Annotated in this window: 7 protein-coding genes and 1 pseudogene; 4 read left to right on the top strand and 4 right to left on the bottom strand. The window is 56.6% G+C overall.

The genetic code is table 11. From position 1 onward, the window contains the following. Positions 1–290 precede the first annotated feature (290 nt). The 4 genes and pseudogenes from LVJ78_RS11915 to LVJ78_RS11900 all read left to right on the top strand — a co-directional run bounded on the left by LVJ78_RS11915 (position 291) and on the right by LVJ78_RS11900 (position 16,687). Positions 291–14,573: an ESPR-type extended signal peptide-containing protein gene (locus LVJ78_RS11915; RefSeq protein ID WP_132954412.1), complete on the top strand. Its 14,283-nt coding sequence runs from the start codon at positions 291–293 to the stop codon at positions 14,571–14,573. Between the two features lie 60 nt (positions 14,574–14,633). Further along, a pseudogene (locus LVJ78_RS11910) lies at positions 14,634–15,065 on the top strand (outer membrane protein assembly factor BamE); the annotation flags it as partial. Positions 15,066–15,125: 60 nt separating this feature from the next. Then, on the top strand, positions 15,126–15,458 hold the full coding sequence (locus tag LVJ78_RS11905; protein ID WP_243650381.1) for an OmpA family protein: 333 nt from the start codon (positions 15,126–15,128) through the stop codon (positions 15,456–15,458). Between the two features lie 191 nt (positions 15,459–15,649). After that, positions 15,650–16,687 (top strand): IS630 family transposase, encoded by a 1,038-nt coding sequence (locus LVJ78_RS11900; protein WP_244802576.1) that lies wholly within the window; start codon positions 15,650–15,652, stop codon positions 16,685–16,687. Between the two features lie 509 nt (positions 16,688–17,196). On the opposite strand, the gene LVJ78_RS11895 is transcribed toward LVJ78_RS11900, so the two are convergent. The 4 genes from LVJ78_RS11895 to LVJ78_RS11880 all read right to left on the bottom strand — a co-directional run bounded on the left by LVJ78_RS11895 (position 17,197) and on the right by LVJ78_RS11880 (position 21,521). After that, positions 17,197–17,691: a hypothetical protein gene (locus LVJ78_RS11895; RefSeq protein ID WP_132954935.1), complete on the bottom strand. Its 495-nt coding sequence runs from the start codon at positions 17,689–17,691 to the stop codon at positions 17,197–17,199. A gap of 481 nt (positions 17,692–18,172) precedes the next feature. Then, positions 18,173–18,940, bottom strand: coding sequence for a ParA family protein (locus LVJ78_RS11890; RefSeq protein ID WP_132954936.1), 768 nt, complete (start codon positions 18,938–18,940; stop codon positions 18,173–18,175). A 13-nt stretch (positions 18,941–18,953) separates the two neighbouring features. Next, the gene (gene rsmG / locus LVJ78_RS11885; RefSeq protein WP_132954937.1) at positions 18,954–19,583 is read right to left on the bottom strand and encodes a 16S rRNA (guanine(527)-N(7))-methyltransferase RsmG; all 630 of its coding nucleotides are present in this window, start codon (positions 19,581–19,583) and stop codon (positions 18,954–18,956) included. A gap of 297 nt (positions 19,584–19,880) precedes the next feature. Then, positions 19,881–21,521: a glycosyltransferase family 39 protein gene (locus LVJ78_RS11880; RefSeq protein WP_132954938.1), complete on the bottom strand. Its 1,641-nt coding sequence runs from the start codon at positions 21,519–21,521 to the stop codon at positions 19,881–19,883. Positions 21,522–21,684 lie beyond the last annotated feature (163 nt).

Raw genomic sequence — 21,684 nt, 5'->3', positions numbered from 1 at the left:
AGCTTGGTTTGGGTATTATCAATTCCAAAACAGGCAAAAATCAGCCTTTTCCTTGTTGCAAAAGGATTGGCACGGAAATTGCTTAATACAAGACACTTGTTTTACCGGCTGCTGCAGCGCGTTTGCGTGCCATTGGCGCCAAGGCGCATGAATGATGCCGGCCGGTGCTGCTGAAAAAACGCCTTTGCGGCGATTGAGCTTGAATAACAAATTAAGAAATGATTTCTTAAGCAAATATTATACACAGAAAAATATCTCAGCCATATTATTTACATCATATTGGAGCCATTATGAACAAAATTTATAAAACAGTTTGGAATGAAGCCAGCCAAAGCTGGGTGGCCGTTTCCGAATTAGACACTGCTCATGGAAAACGCAATGTGCGCAGCAGCACCGGCGCGGCCGGCAAAGCAGGCTTTGCATTCAATCTGGCCGGCATAGCGGCTGCCTGCATGATGGCGCTGGGTGCTTTTGTCAGCACACCGGCATCCGCCTCCAATCTTCAGTGCACCACTTCTAATGACACTGGCAATATTAATGATCCCGGCGGCAACGTGATTTGCGGCCCGGGTGCCACGGCCAACACCGGCCAAGGCGTCGCCATCGGCGGCGCAGCCAATGCTGCCGGCGATCAGGCCGTGGCCGTGGGTGCCAACACCATTGCGCAAGGCAATTCTTCTGTGGCCATCGGCGGCGATGATTTGGATAAAGTGGCCAGCAACAACCCGCCCGGCTATCAAACGCCCGGCAACAACGCCACTTACAACAATCGGAATGCCGCCAAAATCTATTCCGCGCTAACCGGCGATTATCTGGTGAACTTTGCCGACCCCACCAAGCGCTATATCCCCACTAAAGCCGGCCATGGCGCGGTGGCCTTGGGCGTGCAGGCGCTGGCCGGCGGTGAATTGTCCACCGCCTTCGGCACCCGCGCCGCCGCAAACGGCGTGGCTTCGCTGGCTTTGGGCGTGGGCGCGAATGCCAGCAAAGATGGTGCCGTGGCCTTGGGCGCCGGCAGCACCACCGCCACCAATGCCGAGGGCATTACCCAAGCCACAGTGGGCGGCGTAACCTACTCCGGCTTTGCCGGCGGCGGCAATATTGTGGCCGGCGATCAAGTGTCTATCGGCAGCGTCGGTTTTGAAAGCCAATTGAAAAATCTGGCACCCGGCGCCATCAGCGCCACCAGCACCGATGCCGTGAACGGCAGCCAGCTTTATGCCACGCAAAACGTGATCGGCAAAGCAGCAGCCAGCACCGCTAATATTTTGGGCGGCAATGCCAAAGTGGCTTCAGACGGCACCTTAACCATGAGCAATATCGGCGGCACCGGCAAAAGCAATGTCAACGATGCAATCAAAGCAGCCAACACCCAAGTGCTCAACGGCACCAATGTAAGCAGCGTGGTGAAAACAGAGGGTTCAGACGGCCAAAGTGTTTATACCGTTAATGCCGATGGCGCCAAAGTATCCGGCTCAAGTGCGGTAACGGTAACTGCGGGTGAGAAAAATGCCGACACCAATATCACCGACTATGCCGTTGATTTGTCAACCGACACCAAGGCCGATATCGCCAAAGGCGTAGCTGCGTCTAATGATATTGCTGATATTGCCGGCAAAGGCTTAACCTTCACCGGCGACAGCGGCACCACCGGCATCAAAAAACTGGGCGACAGCGTGGCCGTGAAGGGCGACAGCAACATCACCACCGCAGCCACTTCAGACGGCCTCAAAGTTGAGCTGAATAAAACCCTCACCGGCTTAACCAGCATCACTGCCGGCCCGGTAACCATCAATAGCGATGGCATCAATGCGGGCAACAAAGCCATCACCAATGTGGCCAGCGGGGGCACCACCACTACCAATGCAGCCAATATCGGCGATGTGAACACAGCCGTGAATGCCGCTAAAACGCATTTCTACAGCGTGAAATCCACCGACACAGCAGCCGGCAACTACAACAACGACGGCGCCACCGGCATCAATGCGTTGGCCGCGGGCGTGGCAGCGAAAGCGATGGGCAGCGGTGATACCGCCATCGGTTTCGGAGCCAATGCCAATGCTGGCGATGCTGTAGCCATCGGCACCAATGCCAAAGTATTAACTGGCACTTCCGGTGTGACCTCAGCAGCCCGCGGCATTGCCATCGGTTTCAACGCCAATGCACAAGTGGCCAGCTCGATTGCCATGGGTAATGGCGCCACCACCACCGGCACAACAGGCGTTGCCAATGCCATCGCTATCGGCACTGATGCCTATACTTATGGCGCCAACGGCGTGGCCATCGGCATGAATGCCGGCAAAGGCAGCACTGCCACCAGCGGCAATAATGTGACCGTGGGCGCGGATTCCGGTCAAAGAAACCAAGGCACCAATAACGTGGCCATCGGCCCGGGCTCGGGCAATGATTTGGGCGAAAATGTCCGCCAAAATATCGCTTTGGGTTCGGGCGCAGGTAATCAAATTAAATCCAGCAGCGGTTTTGCCGACTACAACATCAACGGCGGCAAGGGCTACGGCCACAATATTTCTATCGGTAACGGCTCCGGCCGTGATTCGGATGGCAATGTAAACGTGGCGATGGGGCAGCTGGCCGGTCAGGGCGTTATCGGCAATGCCAACACCGGCATCGGTATGTGGACCGGGTGGAATGCAAAAGGCGATCGCAACTCTGCTTTTGGTGCAGCATCGGGTGGCTATGTGACCGGCAACAACAACAGCAGCTTGGGTCGCGGAGCGGGCAATAATGTTATCGGCGACAACAACACCGGGCTGGGCAACCAAACAGGCAACCATATTACCGGCGCGGGCAATGTTTCTATCGGTAATGGCACCAATAATGCAACCAGCACAACGGTTAGAAACCTAGATCGCGCCGTGGCAATTGGCGACAACGCCAACACTTATGGCAATGACTCGATTGCTATGGGCTCGGGTGCCGTGGCCGGCGTGAGCGGCAGCAACACTAGCGTGATTAACGCCATCGCCCTTGGCACAGGCGCACAAGCCACCGCAGCCAATGCCATTGCTATCGGCACCGGCAATATCGTGAGCGGTGAAGGCTCCGGCGCACTGGGCGATCCGTCGCACATTTCCGGCGCAGGCACCTACACCGTCGGCAACAACAACGGCACTTCTGCCGCTCCGATTGCCGCCGATAATGCCGGTGCATTCGGCAACAGCAACCTGATGAGCGCCGATGCAGACGGCAGCCGCATTGTCGGCAACAGCAATAATGTGCAATCTGCCAACACCATGGTGATGGGCAACAACGTTACCGTAGGCGCGGGCATGGATGGCGCAGTGGTTTTGGGCGACAGCTCAACCGCCGATGCCGCCGTGGCCACCAATGAGGCTACTGTAAACAACCTGACTTACAGCGGCTTTGCCGGCAATAGCCCGGCTGCGGGCGATATTGTGTCCGTGGGTGCCGCAGGCAGCGAGCGTCAAATCAAAAACGTGGCCGCCGGCCAAATCAGCGAGAGCAGCACCGATGCGATTAACGGCAGCCAGCTTTATGCCACACAAAACGTAATCGGCAATGTGGCCGCCAGCACCGCTAATATCTTGGGCGGCGATGCCAAAGTGGCTTCAGACGGCAGCTTGAGCATGAGCGATGTGGGCGGCACCGGCAAAGCCACCGTGCATGAAGCCATCGAATATGCCGCACAAGGCTGGAATGTGACGGCAAACGGCAACGGCAGCACCAAAGTGGCACCGGGCAGCACCGTTGATTTTGTTAACGGCACCGGCACCACCGCTAAGCTGGATACCAGCGGCGCCAACCCGCAAGTGAGCTACTCGGTTAACACTTCCACGCTTACCACCGCTTCAGACGGCACCGTCAGCGCCGGCACGGCAGGCAATAACTTTGCCACCGCCGAGAGCGTGGCCGATGCCATCAACAGCGCCCAAAAAACCACCACCGTTGCCGCAGGCACCAATATTGCCGGTGTGAGCAACACCAGCGACGGCAAAAACACCACTTACACCGTGAATGCCGATGGCGCAAGTGTGTCCGGCACAGATGCGGTAAAAGTAACGGCGGGCGCGAAAGATGCCACCAGCAACATCACTGACTATGCTGTTGATTTGTCTGATAAAACTAAAGAAGATATCGCCAAAGGCGTTACCGCGTCTGACGATATTGCCGACAAAGGCATCACCTTCACCGGCGACAACGGCTCCACCGATGCGAAAAAACTGGGCGAAAGCGTGGCCATAACAGGTGACAACAACATCACCACCACGGCAAGTTCAGACGGCCTCAAAGTTGAGCTGAGTAAAAACCTCACCGGCTTAACCAGCATCAGCGCCGGCCCGGTAACCATCAATGCTGAGGGCATCAATGCGGGCGGCAAACCCATCACCAATGTGGCCAGCGGCGGCAACGTGACGACCAATGCCGCCAATATCGGCGATGTAAACACCGCTGTGAATGCCGCGAAAACGCATTTCTACAGCGTGAAATCCACCGACACAACAGCCGGCAACTACAACAACGACGGCGCCAGCGGCGCCAACGCGCTGGCCGCCGGCGTGGCGGCGAAAGCAGCCGGTGCCAATGCAGTTGCCGTGGGCAACACGGCCAACGCCACAGTAGCAGGCTCGTTGGCCTTGGGTGACCGCGCCAGCACCGGTGCCAGTATCGGCTCAGTTTTGCAAAATGCGCCCGGTGTGCCTACCAATATTGTGAATAACAATTCCACGCCCGGCCTGGGTGCCATTGCCATCGGCCAACAAGCCATTGCTTTGGGCAACCACACCACAGCCATCGGCACGCGAGCGGGTGAAGGTGCCAAGGGCTCTGAAAATATTATGATTGGCCGCCAGGCCGGCCAGAATACTGAAACCGGCAACAATATCTTTATGGGCATTATGTCGGGCAGCGGCTTGGCCGCCGACCCCAATGGCAACACCGGAGCGCCTTATCTGCGCGGCCATAACGTGGCCATCGGTATGCAGGCGCTGGATGCCGGCAGTGCGACTGAAGCGGGCTATGGCGAAAACAACACCGCTGTGGGCTTGCGCGCCGGCCGTTGGCAGCAGGGCAGCAGCAATACCCATATGGGCTCATTTGCCGGCACCGGCCAGCATGGCAATTACAACGTGAACAGCGGTTATTTTGCCGGCTCATATCAAACCGGCGAGAAAAATGTCAATATCGGCATCAATGCCGGCTCAGGCAGCAGCATGACCGACCGCATCACCGCCACTCAAACGGTGAATATCGGTGATCACGCTAAATCTAAACAAAGCAGTGCGGTGGCTATCGGCCTTAATGCACTCACAGATGGTACAAGTGCGGTGGCTATCGGCCATGGCGCACAAGCCACCGCAGCCAATGCCATTGCCATCGGCACCGGTAATATCGTGAGCGGTGAAGGCTCCGGCGCATTGGGCGACCCGTCGCACATTTCCGGCGCAGGCACCTACACCATCGGCAACAACAACGGCACTTCTGCCGCGCCGATTGCCGCCGATAACGCCGGCGCATTCGGCAACAGCAACCTGATGAGCGCCGATGCAGACGGTAGCCGCATTGTCGGCAACAGCAATAATGTGCAATCTGCCAACACCATGGTGATGGGCAATAACGTCACCGTAGGCGCGGGCATGGATGGCGCAGTGGTTTTGGGCGACAGCTCAACCGCCGATGCCGCCGTGGCCACCAATGAGGCTACTGTAAACAACCTGACTTACAGCGGCTTTGCCGGCAATAGCCCGGCTGCGGGCGATATTGTGTCCGTGGGTGCCGCAGGCAGCGAGCGTCAAATCAAAAACGTGGCCGCCGGCCAAATCAGCGAGAGCAGCACCGATGCGATTAACGGCAGCCAGCTTTATGCCACACAAAACGTAATCGGCAATGTGGCCGCCAGCACCGCTAATATCTTGGGCGGCGATGCCAAAGTGGCTTCAGACGGCAGCTTGAGCATGAGCGATGTGGGCGGCACCGGCAAAGCCACCGTGCATGAAGCCATCGAATATGCCGCACAAGGCTGGAATGTGACGGCAAACGGCAACGGCAGCACCAAAGTGGCACCGGGCAGCACCGTTGATTTTGTTAACGGCACCGGCACCACCGCTAAGCTGGATACCAGCGGCGCCAACCCGCAAGTGAGCTACTCGGTTAACACTTCCACGCTTACCACCGCTTCAGACGGCACCGTCAGCGCCGGCACGGCAGGCAATAACTTTGCCACCGCCGAGAGCGTGGCCGATGCCATCAACAGCGCCCAAAAAACCACCACCGTTGCCGCAGGCACCAATATTGCCGGTGTGAGCAGCAACAGCGACGGCAAAAACACCACTTACACCGTGAATGCCGATGGCGCAAGTGTGTCCGGCACGGATGCGGTAAAAGTAACGGCGGGCGCGAAAGATGCCACCAGCAACATCACTGACTATGCTGTTGATTTGTCTGATAAGACTAAAGAAGATATCGCCAAAGGCGTTACCGCGTCTGACGATATCGCCAACAAAGGCTTGACCTTTACCGGCGACAACAGCTCTACCACCGATGCGAAAAAACTGGGCGATACCTTGGCGGTGAAGGGCGATAACAACATCACCACCACCGCCGGTTCAGACGGCCTCAAAGTCGAGCTGAATAAAACCCTCACCGGCTTAACCAGCATCAGCGCCGGCCCGGTAACCATCAATGCTGACGGCATCAATGCGGGCAGCAAACCCATCACCAACGTGGCCAGCGGCGGCAGCACGCCCACCAATGCGGCCAATATCGGTGATGTGAAGAGCGCTGTGGATGCAGCGAAAACGCATTATTACAGTGTAAATGACAATGGCGTACAGGGCGACAACTACAACAACGACGGTGCCACCGGCATCAATGCACTGGCCGCCGGTGCGGACGCATCCGCCCGAGGGGAAGGCTCTGTTGCAATCGGTTATGCCGCTGTGGCCAAAGATGATGCCTCAATTGCATTAGGCAGTGGCGCATCGGCCAATTCAAACGATATCGCTATAGGTGCCGGCACAGGTGTGGATTCCTCAGGCAATGAAAATACCTGGATTGGCAATGGAGCAGGCAATTCGGCTGGCGGTACTTTCAATATGGCGCTGGGCAATGCGGCAGGCAATAGTTTGACAGGGTCATACAATGTGGCGTTTGGTGTAGAGAGTGGAACGGAGATGTCCGGTGCCGGTAATATGGCATTGGGCTTGCAGTCGGGCCAGAATATTGCCGGTAACGACAATGTCGCCTTGGGTCGTGCCGCTGGGACATTGGTGAATGGTAATAATAATATTGCTATCGGCCGTCAAGCCGGCACCGAAGTGGTGTTGTCCGATGATGCGGAATCGATGATATGGTCAAGCGTTCCTCAAGACAAAATCGCATTTAATGATGCTGTCAGCATCGGCTCAAATGCGCAAGCCCGCCAAGATGATGCCGTGGCGATGGGCACAGATTCTCTGGCCTCAGGTGCGGCCGCCGTTGCCATGGGCAAAGGCGCAAAAGCCACACAGGCCAAATCGGTTGCGTTAGGTGAGGGCAGCACAACCGCCACCAATGCCACCGCTGAAACCACGGCCACAGTTAACGGCATCACCTATGGCGGCTTTGCTGCCCAGGCGGCAGAGGGCGGCATGCAGCTGTCTGTGGGTGCCGCAGGTGCCGAGCGCCAAATTAAAAACGTGGCCGCCGGCCAAATCAGCGAGAGCAGCACCGATGCGATTAACGGCAGCCAGCTTTATGCCACGCAAAACGTGATTGGTAATGTGGCAAACAGCACCGCTGCCATTCTGGGCGGCAATGCTAAAGTAGATTCAGACGGCATCTTAACCATGAGCGATGTTGGAGGCACCGGCAAAAACAATGTCAACGACGCGATTAAAGCGGCCAACACTCAAGTGGCTGCCGGCACCAATGTGGCTAACGTAGAGAAAGCAGAAGGTTCAGACGGCCAAAGCGTTTACACCGTCAATGCCAAAGGCACCACCGCGTCAGCCGGTTCGACCGCAGTAACGGTGAGCGGAGCCGACAAAGGCAGCAACGTTACCGACTATGCAATCGACCTGTCGCAAGCCACCAAAGATTCATTGGTTAAAGCCGATAATGCCGTTCAATACGACAACGCAGGCAAAACCAGCGTAACTTTAGGCGGCACAGGTAGCACCACGCCGGTGGCATTAACCAACCTGAAGGATGGCAATGTGGCCGCAGGCAGCAGCGATGCGGTGACGGGCAACCAATTGTTTGCAGTACAAGACAATTTGGACAAGGCCACCTTCGGCCTGACCGCCCAAGACGGCACTAGCGTGACAAAAACCCTGAACAACACCATTGAAGTGGTGGGCGGCGCAACAGCCGAGGCCTCATCTTCCAATGTGAAAACAGTGGTCAACAACGGCAAGATTGAAGTGCAAATTGTCGACGCACCGACTTTTGCCGGCACAGTCACCTCGAATACCGGCTTCCAAGTTGCCGGCGGCCCGGGCATGACCAAAGACGGCATTGATGCAGGCAGCAAACCCATCACCAATGTAGCCAGCGGCGGCGACACCGCCACCAATGCAGCGAATATCGGCGATGTGCAAAAAGCGGCAGCGGCGTCTAAAACCACCGTTACCCAAGGTGACAACATCGTTGTTACGCCGACCAACAACATCGATGGCAGCACCAGCTATGAAGTGGCCACTGCCAAAGACGTTAACTTTGACAAAACCACCGTAGGCAGCGTGGTAACTGATGGCACCACCAACAAAATCAGTGGTTTGGCTGAGGGTGAGCTTGCCGCAAACAGCACCGATGCGGTAACAGGCAGCCAGCTGTATGCCACCAACCAAAATGTGGCAACCAACGCCGGTAATATTGCCACCAATGCCGCCGCCATCGCCAAAGGCATCAAGTTTGGCGACGGCAGCACCAGCACGCAATATGCGTTGGGCGACACCATCAACGTGAAAGGTGACGGCAACATCACCAGCACCACCACGGCAGACGGCGTACAGCTCGGCTTGGGCAACAGCATCAGCATCGGCAGCACCAATCCGGTGCGCATCGACGGCAACGCCGGCACCATCGGCGGGCTGAGCAACACCGCTTTCGACCCGAATAGCATTGTTAGCGGCCAGGCCGCCACCGAAGACCAGCTCAAAGCCGTCAGCGATGTGGCCAACACCGGCTGGAATCTGCAAGCCAACGCCGACTCAGCCAGCAAAGTGGCACCGGGCGACACCGTTCAGTTTATCAATGGCGACAACATTGAGATTACCCGCAACGGTAACGACATCACCGTTGCCACAGCCAAAGCGCTGACGGTAGACAGCATCACCGCCGGCGGCAACAAGCTCGATAGCACCGGCTTAACCATAGCCAACGGCCCGAGCGTGACCGCAGGCGGCATCAATGCGGGCAGCAAACCCATCACCGATGTAGCCAGCGGCGGCGACACCGCCACCAACGCAGCCAATATCGGTGATGTGCAAAAAGCCGCTGCGGGCGCGAAAACCGAGGTGAAAGCGGGCACTAACGTGACCAGCGTGGCAGAGAGCAAAGGTTCAGGCGGCCAAAGCATTTACACCGTGAATGCCGATGGTGCAAGTGTATCCGGCTCGGATGCGGTGAAAGTAACCGCAGGCGCGAAAGATGCCACCAGCAACATCACCGACTATGCTGTTGATTTGTCTGATAAGACTAAAGCCGATATAACCAAAGGCGTTACCGCGTCTGAAGATATTGCCAACAAAGGCATCACCTTCACCGGCGACAATAGCACCACCACCGATGAGAAAAAGCTGGGCGACACCTTGGCGCTGAAAGGTGATAACAACATCACCACCACCGCCGGTTCAGACGGCCTTGGCATTGCGTTGAACAAAAACCTAGTTGTCGACAGCATCAGCGCCGGCGACAGCAAGCTCGACACCGATGGTTTAACCATCACCGGCGGCCCGAGCTTCACCAAAACCGGTATCAATGCAGCCGGCAACAAAATCACCAATCTTGCCAACGGCACCGATGCCGGCGATGCAGTGAATGCCAGCCAGCTCAATGCGCTGGGCAGCAGCACCGCATCATCTTTGGGCGGCACGTCCAGCTATGACGCAGCCACCAACAGCGTGACCGCCGGGCTGAAAGTGGGCAGCAACACCTACAGCAGTGTGCAAGATGCACTCAACAGCATCGACGGCGTGGCTAACAGCGGCTGGAATTTAACCACCACCGCTTCGGGCGGCAGCGTGAGCGGCAGCAAAACGCAAGAAATCCACCCGAGCGACACGGTAACCATTGATGCCGGTAAAAACATTGCCATCACCCAAAACGACGGCACCATCAGCATCGCCACCAGCGACATGCCGGAATTCACCAGCGTTACCGTGGGCGAAGCAGGTAACAACACCGTGTTGAGCAGCGGCGCAAACGGGTTGGATGTGGGCGGCGATAAAGTGACCAACCTTGCCGATGGCACGATTGCAGCCGGCAGCACCGATGCGGTAACAGGCAGCCAGCTGTATGCCACCAACCAAAATGTCGCAACCAACGCCGGCAATATTGCCACCAACACCGCCGCCATCGCCAAAGGCATCAAGTTCGGCGACGGCAGCACCAGCACGCAATATGCGTTGGGCGACACCATCAACGTGAAAGGTGACGGCAACATCACCAGCACCACCACGGCAGACGGCGTGCAGCTCGGCTTGGGCAACAGCATCAGCATCGGCAGCACCAATCCGGTGCGCATCAACGGCAACGCCGGCACCATTGGCGGGCTGACCAACACCGCTTTCGACCCGAATAGCATTGTTAGCGGCCAGGCCGCCACCGAAGACCAACTCAAAGCGGTTAGCACCGTGGCCAACACCGGCTGGAATATTCAGGCCAATGGCGACACAGCCGACAAAGTGGCACCGGGCGACACGGTTCAGTTTATCAATGGCGACAACATTGAGATTACCCGCAACGGTAACGACATCACCGTTGCCACAGCCAAAGCGCTGACGGTAGACAGCATCACCGCCGGCGGCAACAAGCTCGATAGCACCGGCTTGACCATAGCCAACGGCCCGAGCGTGACCGCAGGCGGCATCAATGCGGGCAGCAAACCCATCACCAACGTAGCCAGCGGCGGCGACACGCTCACCAACGCAGCTAATATCGGTGATGTGCAAAAAGCCGCTGCGGGTGCGAAAACCGAGGTGAAAGCGGGCACTAACGTGACCAGCGTGGCAGAGAGCAAAGGTTCAGACGGCCAAAGCATTTACACCGTGAATGCCGATGGTGCAAGTGTATCCGGCTCCGATGCGGTGAAAGTAACCGCAGGCGCGAAAGATGCCACCAGCAACATCACCGACTATGCTGTTGATTTGTCTGATAAGACTAAAGCCGATATAACCAAAGGCGTTACCGCGTCTGAAGATATTGCCAACAAAGGCATCACCTTCACCGGCGACAACAGCACCACCACCGATGCGAAAAAGCTGGGCGACACCTTGGCGGTGAAAGGTGATAACAACATCACCACCACCGCCGGTTCAGACGGCCTTGGCATTGCGTTGAATAAAAACCTGGTTGTCGACAGCATCAGCGCCGGCGACAGCAAGCTCGACACCGATGGTTTAACCATCACCGGCGGCCCGAGCTTCACCAAAACCGGTATCAATGCAGCCGGCAACAAAATCACCAACGTGGCTGCAGGCAGCGTGGGCGCAAGCTCGACCGATGCTGTCAACGGCAGCCAGCTGTATGGCGTAGCCGACTCGGTGAAAACTGTGTTGGGCGGCAATGCAGCGGTGGGCAACGATGGCAGCTTGAGCATGAGCGACATCGGCGGCACCGGTGAAAATAACATCAACGATGCGATTAAAACCGTTGCCGGCACGGCAGCCAAGCACAACACCGTGGTGGCGGGCGACAATATTGAGGTCACCTCAGGCGTCAATGCGGCCGGCGGCATCGAATACAAAGTGGCCACTGCTAAAGATGTAAGCTTTGACACCGTGAAGGTGGGAGATGTGAAAATTGACGGCGCCACCAACAAAATCAGCGGTTTGGCAGCGGGCGACATCGGCGCTGGCAGCACCGATGCGGTGAACGGCAGCCAGTTGTTTGCGCAAGGTGAAGGCGTGAAGAACATTATCGGCGGCAACACCGCCTATGATCCGAGCACCGGTGTTTACACCAACGCCGACATTGGTGGCACCGGCAAAGGCAACATCAACGACGCGATTAAAGCGGCGAACGATCAAGCCAACAAGCCGCTCACCTTTGCGGGCGACAGCGGTACGTCGGTTAACCGCAAACTGGGCGAAACCGTTAACGTGAAAGGCGGCAATACCGGCAATCTGACCGAGGGCAATATCGGCGTGGTAGCAGGCACCGATACGTTGACGGTGAAACTGGCCGAAACCATTGATTTGGGCAGCAACGGCAGCATTGCGATGGGCAACACCAAAGTGAACAGCGATGGTTTGACCATCACCGGCGGCCCGAGCATGACCGGCGGCGGCATTGATGCCGGCGGCAAAGCCATCACCAATGTAGCCAGCGGCGGCACTACTGCCACCAACGCAGCCAATATCGGTGATGTGCAAAAAGCCGCTGCGGGTGCAAAAACCGAGGTGAAAGAAGGCGAAAACATCAAGGTGAGCAGCACCACCGGTGCCGATGGCCAAACCATCTACACCGTGGCCACGGCCAAAGATGTCAGCTTTAACACTGTGAATGTGGGTGGCGTGAAAATCGACAGCACCACCAACAAAATCAGCGGCTTGACCGGCGGCAATATTGCGGCCGGCAGCACTGAAGCGGTGAACGGCGGCCAAATCAAAACCATTGCCGATGCCAACCAAGCCATTTTGGGTGGCAACAGCAAGGTGAATGCAGACGGCACCACCACCATGAGCAACATTGGCGGCACCGGTAAAGACAATATCAATGACGCGATTGCCGCGGCCAACACCGCCGCCACCCAAGCGAAGAGCACGGTGAGCGCGGGCGACAATATTGTGGTTACCCCGAGCACCAATGCCGATGGCAGCACCCATTATCAAGTGGCCACAGCCAAAGACCTGAAGGCCGACAGCCTCACCACCGGCAACACCGTGGTGAACAGCGACGGCATCACCATTGGCAACGGCGCAGCAGGCAGCAATGTGAGCCTGAGCAAAGACGGCTTGAATAATGGCGGCAACACCATCACCAATGTGGCCGACGGCGTGAATGCCACCGATGCGGTAAACAAAGGCCAGCTGGATAGCGCCATCGCTTCGGTGAACACCGATGTGACCAACATCACCAATAATGTGAGCAACATCAATCAGATTATTGGCGGCGATAATTATGTGAACCAAGACGGCAGCTTAACGCCGGAAGGCCAACTGGCGCTGAAAACCTATAACGTTCAAGGGCAAACTGAATATGTTCACAATTCGGTGATTTCCGCCATTAAAAACATGAACGAGCAAGGCATTAAGTTCTTCCACACCAATGACGGCCAAGCATTCACCGCCGACACCAGCAACACGGAAGACTCCAGCGCCGGCGGCAGCTTCTCTACCGCCATCGGTTATCAGGCATCCACCAGCGGCGAAGCGGCCAATGGTGTGGCCATCGGCAACCAAAGCAAGGTGAGCGCCGCCAATGGCGTGGCCATCGGCAGCAAAGCCACAGCCGGCGGCACCAATGCCATCGCAATCGGCTCCGGTGCTGAAGCCACGGGCAGCAACAGCATCAGCATCGGCACCGGCAACAAGGTATCCGGCAATAATTCCGGCGCCTTTGGCGACCCGAGCACCATCAGCGGCAACAACAGCTATGTGGTGGGCAACGACAACACCGTGGCCACCGACAACAGCTTTGTGATCGGCAACAATGTGAAAACAACCGCCGCCAATTCGGTGAACTTGGGCAGCGAATCGGCAGCCATCACCGCACGCACCGATCAAACCGCCGGCACCACCGAATATGCCTCCACCACCATCAACGGCAAAACCTACAATTTTGCCGGCGCCACCCCGACAGGTGTGGTGAGCGTGGGCGATGTGGGCAGTGAACGGCGCGTGCAAAATGTGGCGGCCGGCCTGATTGGTGAGAAGAGCACCGATGCCATCAACGGAAGCCAGCTCTATGCCACCAATAAAGCGGTGGAAGCGCTGCAAACCGGCGGCGCGGGCATTGTGCAGTATTCCAATGCCGACAGCCCCACCACGCCCAACGGCGGCACAGCCAGCAATGATGTTACCCTCGTGGGCGCCGACCAAAACGCGCCCGTGGTGATCCACAACGTGGGCGCAGGCGTGCACGGCACCGATGCGGTGAATGTCAACCAGCTGCAAACCTTGGGCAACCAGCTCAACAGCCGCATCGACGGCATTGAAAACAATGCCAACGCCGGCACCGCAGCAGCCATGGCCGTGGCCGGCTTGCCGCAGGCTTATCTGCCCGGCAAGAGCATGATGGCCGTGGCCGGCAGTACCTATCGCGGCGAGGGCGGCTATGCCATCGGCTTCTCCAGCATCTCCGATGGCGGCAACTGGGTGATTAAAGGTACTGCTTCGGGCAACTCGCGCGGTCATTACGGCGCCACCGCAGGTGTAGGCTATCAGTGGTAATCGTGCTTTCAGACGGCCTGTGTCAACAGGCCGTCTGAACCCCATATTAAGGAATACGCAATGAAAGTAAATCAAATGATCAAAACCGCTTTTCCCTTGCTGGCCGTGGCTTTGTTGGCCGCTTGTGCCACCAAAAGCAACGTAAAGGCCAACGGCACCACCGATGAGCCGGTGTGGCCCAAACCTTATTCCGTTACCTTCGATAAACATCGCGGCACCTTCCCCACGCAAGCCGAATTGGCCGCGATTGAGGCGGGCATGACCAAAGACGAGCTCTATAAGCTGATCGGCCGCCCGCATTATGATGAAGGCATGTTTAACGTGCGCGAATGGGATTATCTGTTTCACTTCCGCACACCGGGGCAGGGCACCGACAACATCACCACCTGCCAATACAAAGTGATTTTCGACAAGCATAAATTCGCCCGCAGCTTCCATTGGCGCGCCGTAGACCCGGCCGAAGCCGCCTGCCCGCCCGCCGCAGCAGAAGCCCGCCGCTACACCTTGTCTGCCGATGCCTTGTTTGCCTTCGATAAAGGCGATGCTGCGAGCATGAATGCCAAAGGCCGCGCCGAGCTGGATGATTTGGCCGGTAAGCTCAAATCGTTTGACCGCCTGCAAAGCATCCGCGTTACCGGCTACACCGATTATTTGGGCAGCGACAGCTATAATCTGGCCTTGTCGCAGCAGCGCGCCGACACCGTGCGCCAATACCTAATCGCGCAAGGCATCGCGGCCGGCCTGATCCAGGCACACGGCGCAGGCAAGCAGCAGCCGGTGAAAGAGTGCGCGCACACAGGCAGCCGCGAAGCGCTGATTGCCTGCCTGCAACCCAACCGCCGTGTGGAAATCGAAGTCAACGGCTCGGCACCTGTCCAACCTTGATGCAGGCCGTCTGAAAGCCTTCCGCGAAATGCGGAAGGCTTTTTTGCAGCAGCTTGCCGCCCTTTTTGTCGCTCCTGCGCAGGCAGGAGCCTAGTCTGAAGCACAGCTTCAGTTATACCAATCCAAAAAAATAACCTATAGATTCGGCAATTAAATATTGAAATTTCAACATTAATCCCCATTTCTCCCCAATGGAAAAAGAAGACGGAAGAAAACTTGCAGCCGAAGCCCAATTCGAACGGCGCAAGCAAGCAGTCAGACTGCACAAACAGGGCAAAACACCCGAGCAAATCGCCGAAATGCTCGGCATGGGTCATGTCACCGCGCGCTCAGCCATCAAAATCGCCGAAGCAGACGGCATCAAAGCATTGGCACCCAAAAAGCGCGGACGCCCATCAGGAAGTTGCCGCCAACTGAGTGAAGAGCAGGAAGCCCACATACAGCGCCTTATCTGTGAAAAGCGCCCCGAGCAGATGAAAATGGACTTCGCCTTATGGACTCGGGCGGCGGTTATGGCCTTGATCAAGCAAGAGCTGGCTATCGAATTGCCGGTACGTACGGTAGGCGAATACCTCAAGCGCTGGGGGTTTACGCCGCAAAAACCCATCCGGCGCGCCTACGAGCAACGTCCCGAAGCAGTGAAGCAATGGCTGGAGGAAACCTATCCCGATATCGCCAAACGGGCAAAAGCCGAAAAAGCGGAAATCCATTGGGGTGATGAAACAGCGGTAGTCAATACCGATGTACGCGGGCGGGGTTATCAGCCCAAAGGACAAACGCCGGTAGCCTATACCGTAGGCGGGACACGGCATAAACTTTCGATGATTTCAACGGTGACCAACCAGGGCAAGGCACGCTGGATGATTGTGGAAGATGCATTCAACAGCGACAAGCTGATTGAGTTTCTGGAAGCATTAATCAAAGATGCCGGTAAGAAAATCTTCCTGATACTAAATAACCTGCGGGTTCACCACAGCAAGCCGGTCAAAGCCTGGTTGGAAAAGCATAAAGAGAAGATCGAAGTGTTTTATTTACCCAGTTACAGCCCGGAGCTGAACCCTGATGAACGGTTGAATGCGGATTTGAAACAAGCACTGGGCTCGCGTGTTCAGCATCGTACAAAAGCGAAACTGAAGCAGGCAACGGAGAATCATATGCGGATGCTGGAGAACCATCCTCAACGGGTGGCTGCGTATTTTAGAGATCCGAAGGTGAAGTATGCTGCATAAACATTTCAATATTTAATTGCCGAATCAATAACTTCGTTGTCTCGCCTTGCCGTACTATCTGTACTGTCTGCGGCTCGCCGCCTTGTTATACCCATTCGAAAAAATAATATACAAACAGGCAACCTGTAGGTCGGATTCTCGAATCCGACACTTGTTCGCAGAACAAGGCACGCACATCGCTTTGGCCGTTGGCCAAACGTCGGATTCAAGAATCCGACCTACGCGGATGATGTTGCCGAACTGCTTTTATTTTGTAAGGTTATTTTTTTAGAATTGGTATTAGCTTACTTTTTTGAATTGGTATTATTGAACAGCAAGCGTTATAAAAAAGTGATGATAAAGTATTTTATTTTAAAGGGGATTTATTATTTTCAGAACTTCGTAAGATAAGCAAAGCGCTGCTTTGCACTAGGCACCCGCCTGCGCGGGTGCGACAGATATCTGATTTTACAAAGGTTTCGGCCTGTTTGATATTGGAAAGGCTGCACGATTTGCCGCTTTGCGCCGGATTATGATGAAGTTTCTGCGCCCGATGCCTGCTTGTGCAGCCGATACCAACCGACAAGTCGCCACACACACAAAAGCGCCACCCACGGCTGGCACAACGCCACCAACAGATAGCGGATATTGTCGGCCGACACCGTGAGCCTGCCGCCGGCCAAATCCAGCAGCGCCCAGCCCCATTCCCATAGCGATGGCACCGCAAACGCCAGCACCGCCAGCAGCCCCAAAGTGCGCAACACGCCGATGGGTAGAATCTGCCGCTGCAACACCGTGCGGTTGAGCTGGAGCAACACCAGCAAGCCAAAGCCGATGATTAAAATCATGCCGCCGTTTGCCAGCACCTGCAAGCCGCTGAAGGCAATATCGGGCGACACGGGCAGGCCGTCTTTGGGCAGCGGCTCGCGGCTCAGATTAAAGCTCTGAATCACATTGAGCGCAAAGCCATACACCATATCGGCCAAAATCAGCCACACCGGCAGCGAAGTGAGCAATCGTTTCATCTTAACGGGTTTAACGCAAAAGCACATAGTGTAATCATTTAGCGCCGCTTTGAACAGCACAGGCATCACCCGCCGCCGGCGTAGGTACGATTAGCGCAGCGTAATCGTACGTATGAAACCCGCCACACACCCAAAACCAAACAGGCCGTCTGAACATCAAAATTTCAGCTGAGTAGGTACGATTAGCGCAGCGTAATCGTACGCATGAAACCCGCCACACACCCAAAACCAAAACAAACCGTCTGAACAGCCAAGTTTCAGACGGCCTGTACGGTTTTCAATCAACTTAAAGCCGATATCGTGCCTGATGTGCACAATGCATGCGTACGATTACGCCGCCTTTGGGCGGCGTGCGTACCTACGGCGCTGAGTAGGTACGATTAGCGCAGCGTAATCGTACGCATGAAACTCGCCCCACACCCAAAACCAAACAAACCGTCTGAACACCCAAGTTTCAGACGGCCTTTTCAGCAGCAATGGCTCAAGCCATGCGCGCCAACAATTCATCTGCCAGCGCCAGATAAGCCAGCGTGCCTTTGGCTTTGGCATCATAGGCCAGCGCGGGCAGGCCGTGGCTGGGCGCTTCGGCCAAGCGCACGTTGCGCGGGATGGTGGTGGTGAAAAGCTGGCGGCCGAAATGGCTTTGCAGCTGCTCGCTCACTTCTTGCGACAAGCGGCTTTGGCTGTTGTAGAGCGTGCGCACGATGCCGATGATGTCGAGCCGCGGGTTGATTGCCTGGCGGATTTTGCGCACCGTGGCCACCAAATCGGAAATGCCTTCCAGCGCATAATATTCGCACACCATCGGCACCAACACGCCCTCAGCCGCCACCAAGCCGTTGAGCGTGAGCAGGGTGAGTGTGGGCGGGCAATCGAGCAGGATAAAATCATAATCGTCAAGCACATCGGCCAGCGCGTTTTTCAGGCGCATTTCGCGGGCAATTTCCTGCACCAGCTCGATTTCCGCGCCGGCCAGCGCCCGATTGGCGGCCAACACATCATATTGCCCCGCTTCGCTGCGGCTGATTGCTTCGCGCACATCGGCCTCGCCCAGCAGCACTTGATACACGCCGCTGTGGATGCTGCCTTTATTGATGCCGCTGCCGGTGGTGGCGTTGCCCTGCGGATCGAGATCGACAATCAACACCCGCTGCCCTTTGCTCGCCAACGAGGCGGCCAGGTTCACCACGGTGGTGGTTTTGCCCACGCCGCCTTTTTGATTGGCCACTGCTATGATTTTGGCGCTCATCTTTCAGCCTTTCTTATGCCTGCTTCGGGCGCATCAGCACCATGTGGCGCTCGGCATGCAGCATGGGCACATCGATTTTATCCACTTTGAGCACTTCGATGCCGGAGGGCACATGCTCGAGCTCTTCATAGGGATACACGCCTTTCATGGCCGCCCAATAGCCGTTTTCGTTGAGCAGATGCTTGGTGAGCGCAATAAAATCGCCCAATTCGGCAAATGCGCGACTGGTGACCACATCCACTTTTTTATCGTGCATGGCTTCCACGCGGCCGCTGGCCACGGTGACATTATTCAAGCCCAATTCAATCACGGCCTGCTGCAAAAACGTGGTTTTTTTGGTGTTGGAATCCAGAAGCGTAATCTGCAAATCGGGGCGGCAAATGGCGGTGGGAATGCCGGGCATGCCGCCGCCCGAGCCCACATCCATCAGCGTTTGGGCATTTTCGATATAAGGCAGCAGGGTGAGGCTGTCGAGCACATGGTGGCTGATCATGGTGGCTTCATCGCGCAGCGCGGTGAGGTTGTAAGTGCTGTTCCATTTTTTCAAAAGCGCCACGTATTCCAGCAGCAGCAATTGCTGGGCGGTGCTGAGGCTCAGCCCCAGCACTTGCAGGCCTTGTTGTAATTGTTGTTTATGATTCATTTTTTATCCTTGTACCCGCTCAAAAATAACCTTACTGCGTTGCCCTGCCTCGCCGGCTTACTTTTTTGGATGGGTAACCAAAGCAACTTAACGCGCGGGCTCGCCAGCTTATCTTTTTTTGGATGGGGTATGATTTTCGGGTTCGGGCATAATGTTAGCCGAAAACGCACGGTTATGGTGTGAATTGTTTGCAAGGCCGTCTGAAAGCGATTCATACAATATGCCTCAGAGGCTGTATGCCATTCATCTGCGCGTAAGATATTGTGCCAACCGTGTGCCTGATATTGTGAACAGACCCTAATCTGCCCGCCGCAACAGCGCAAAACCTTCTTCCTTATTGCGCGGCCGCGCGCCCTGCCACACAGCTTGCCAGCCTGCCGGTGCGGCACTTTCGCGCGGCATCTGCACCAGGCGGTAGGCGCAGCCGGCATCATCCGTTTTCAAATCAAGCGGGCTGTATTGCGCCCAAGCCAGGCGGGCGGTATGGGCCTGCGCGGCCACGCTGATGCAGGCGCTGCCGTTGCGCACCTCGGCGGGCAGCGCGGCATCCATTTGCGCCACCACCGGGCGGTAGCTTTTGGCCGCATCCAGCCACGGCAGAAACAGCGTCATCAACAGCGCCCACACCAGCGTCATGCCGGCGGCCCAATTGGTTACCGCCTGGCGGCCGCGGATATGTTTGCGGGTAATCGCCCACAGCCACACCGGCGTAAACGAGAGCGCCACCACCATGGGCATAATGCTGATGTCGGGCGTGTAATAAGGGCTGAAATAGGCGCTGCGCTCGGCGAGTTTGGCCGGCCAGCCATAGTTCATCGCAAAAAAGCCCAGCCACAAAAACACCGCCAGCAGGCCGAAAGTCATAATGCCGAACCAATTGATAAAAGCCGCCGCACCGCGCCGCAAGCCATCGAGCCGCGCCGCGCCAAGCAGAGCCAGCGGCGGCAGCAGCCACAGCAGATTATTTTGATAGCGGCTGGAGCTGGCCGCCAACAGCAAAAAAGCCACCGCCAGCCAAGAAAGCGCCAACACGCCCCAGCGCTCTTGATGAAGCTTGATGCGGCTGGCCGTCCACAAAGCCAGCGCCCACGCAGGAAAGGCAAACCAGAATAGATTTTTCAAATAATAAGGCAATGAAAAGGCCGTCTGAAAAGAAGCGCTGCCGCCGAAATCGCCAAAAAGATGATATTGCCACCACACAAAAAAAGCCGCCGCATCCGTGTGATACAGCGCAAACGGATACACACTCATCAAGGGCAGCGCCACAGCAAAAGCGCCGATCAGCGTGATGTAATAGCGCTTGATGCGCCATTGCCGGCTCAGCGGCAGGCTAAGCGCCATCAGCATAAAAGCCGCCGCCAGCAACCACCCGGCCGAGAGCGAAAGCAGCGCCCAGCCCGCGCCCAGCAGCAAAGCGGCCATAATCACGCGGGTTTGCACCAATGAAAAACCATACAAACACATGCCCAAAGCGGCAAACACCACCGACATGCCGCCGAGAAAATGCCCGCTCATCATCAAGCCGGCGCAGCCGATTAAAATCAACACCACGCTGCGCCCTTGATGGCGGCCTAAGAAACGATAGCCCGCCATGCCGCAGCCGGTGAGGCCGATGGCGGTAAACAACACCGTGGCAAAACGGCTGGCCGAATAAACATCGGCCGCCCAAGGCGACAAGGCCGTCTGAAAAAAAGCCGCCACCCACACATACACCGGCGACACGTCAAAATAAGGCTCGCCCAGCACCGCCGGCATCCAGGCATTGCCGCCGCGAATAAAATTTTCCACCGCCGCATACACCTGCGGCTCGGCCGGATTCCACAAATCATGCGAAAACACACCCGGCCACAGCCAGGCAAACACCAGCAACAGCAGCAACCAAGGATGTTCGCGGGCTTGGACGGGCGCACGGGATTCAGGCGGGGTATAGGTGAGCATGAGGGGCGATATGTTGATAAAGAGTATCAAGTTTAACAAATTCATGCGGCTTTCGGGCGGATTTTCAGACGGCCGCCGTTACATGCAAATGAATCAAAAAGCAAGCGCAGCCATGATTAGCTTTGTTAAAACAAAGCGTCATCGTGCGCCTGGCGCGCGCGCA

This window comes from Uruburuella suis, assembly GCF_022870845.1.
GTDB classification, from domain to species: domain Bacteria; phylum Pseudomonadota; class Gammaproteobacteria; order Burkholderiales; family Neisseriaceae; genus Neisseria; species Neisseria suis.
This window is presented reverse-complemented; position numbering and strand designations above follow the sequence as displayed.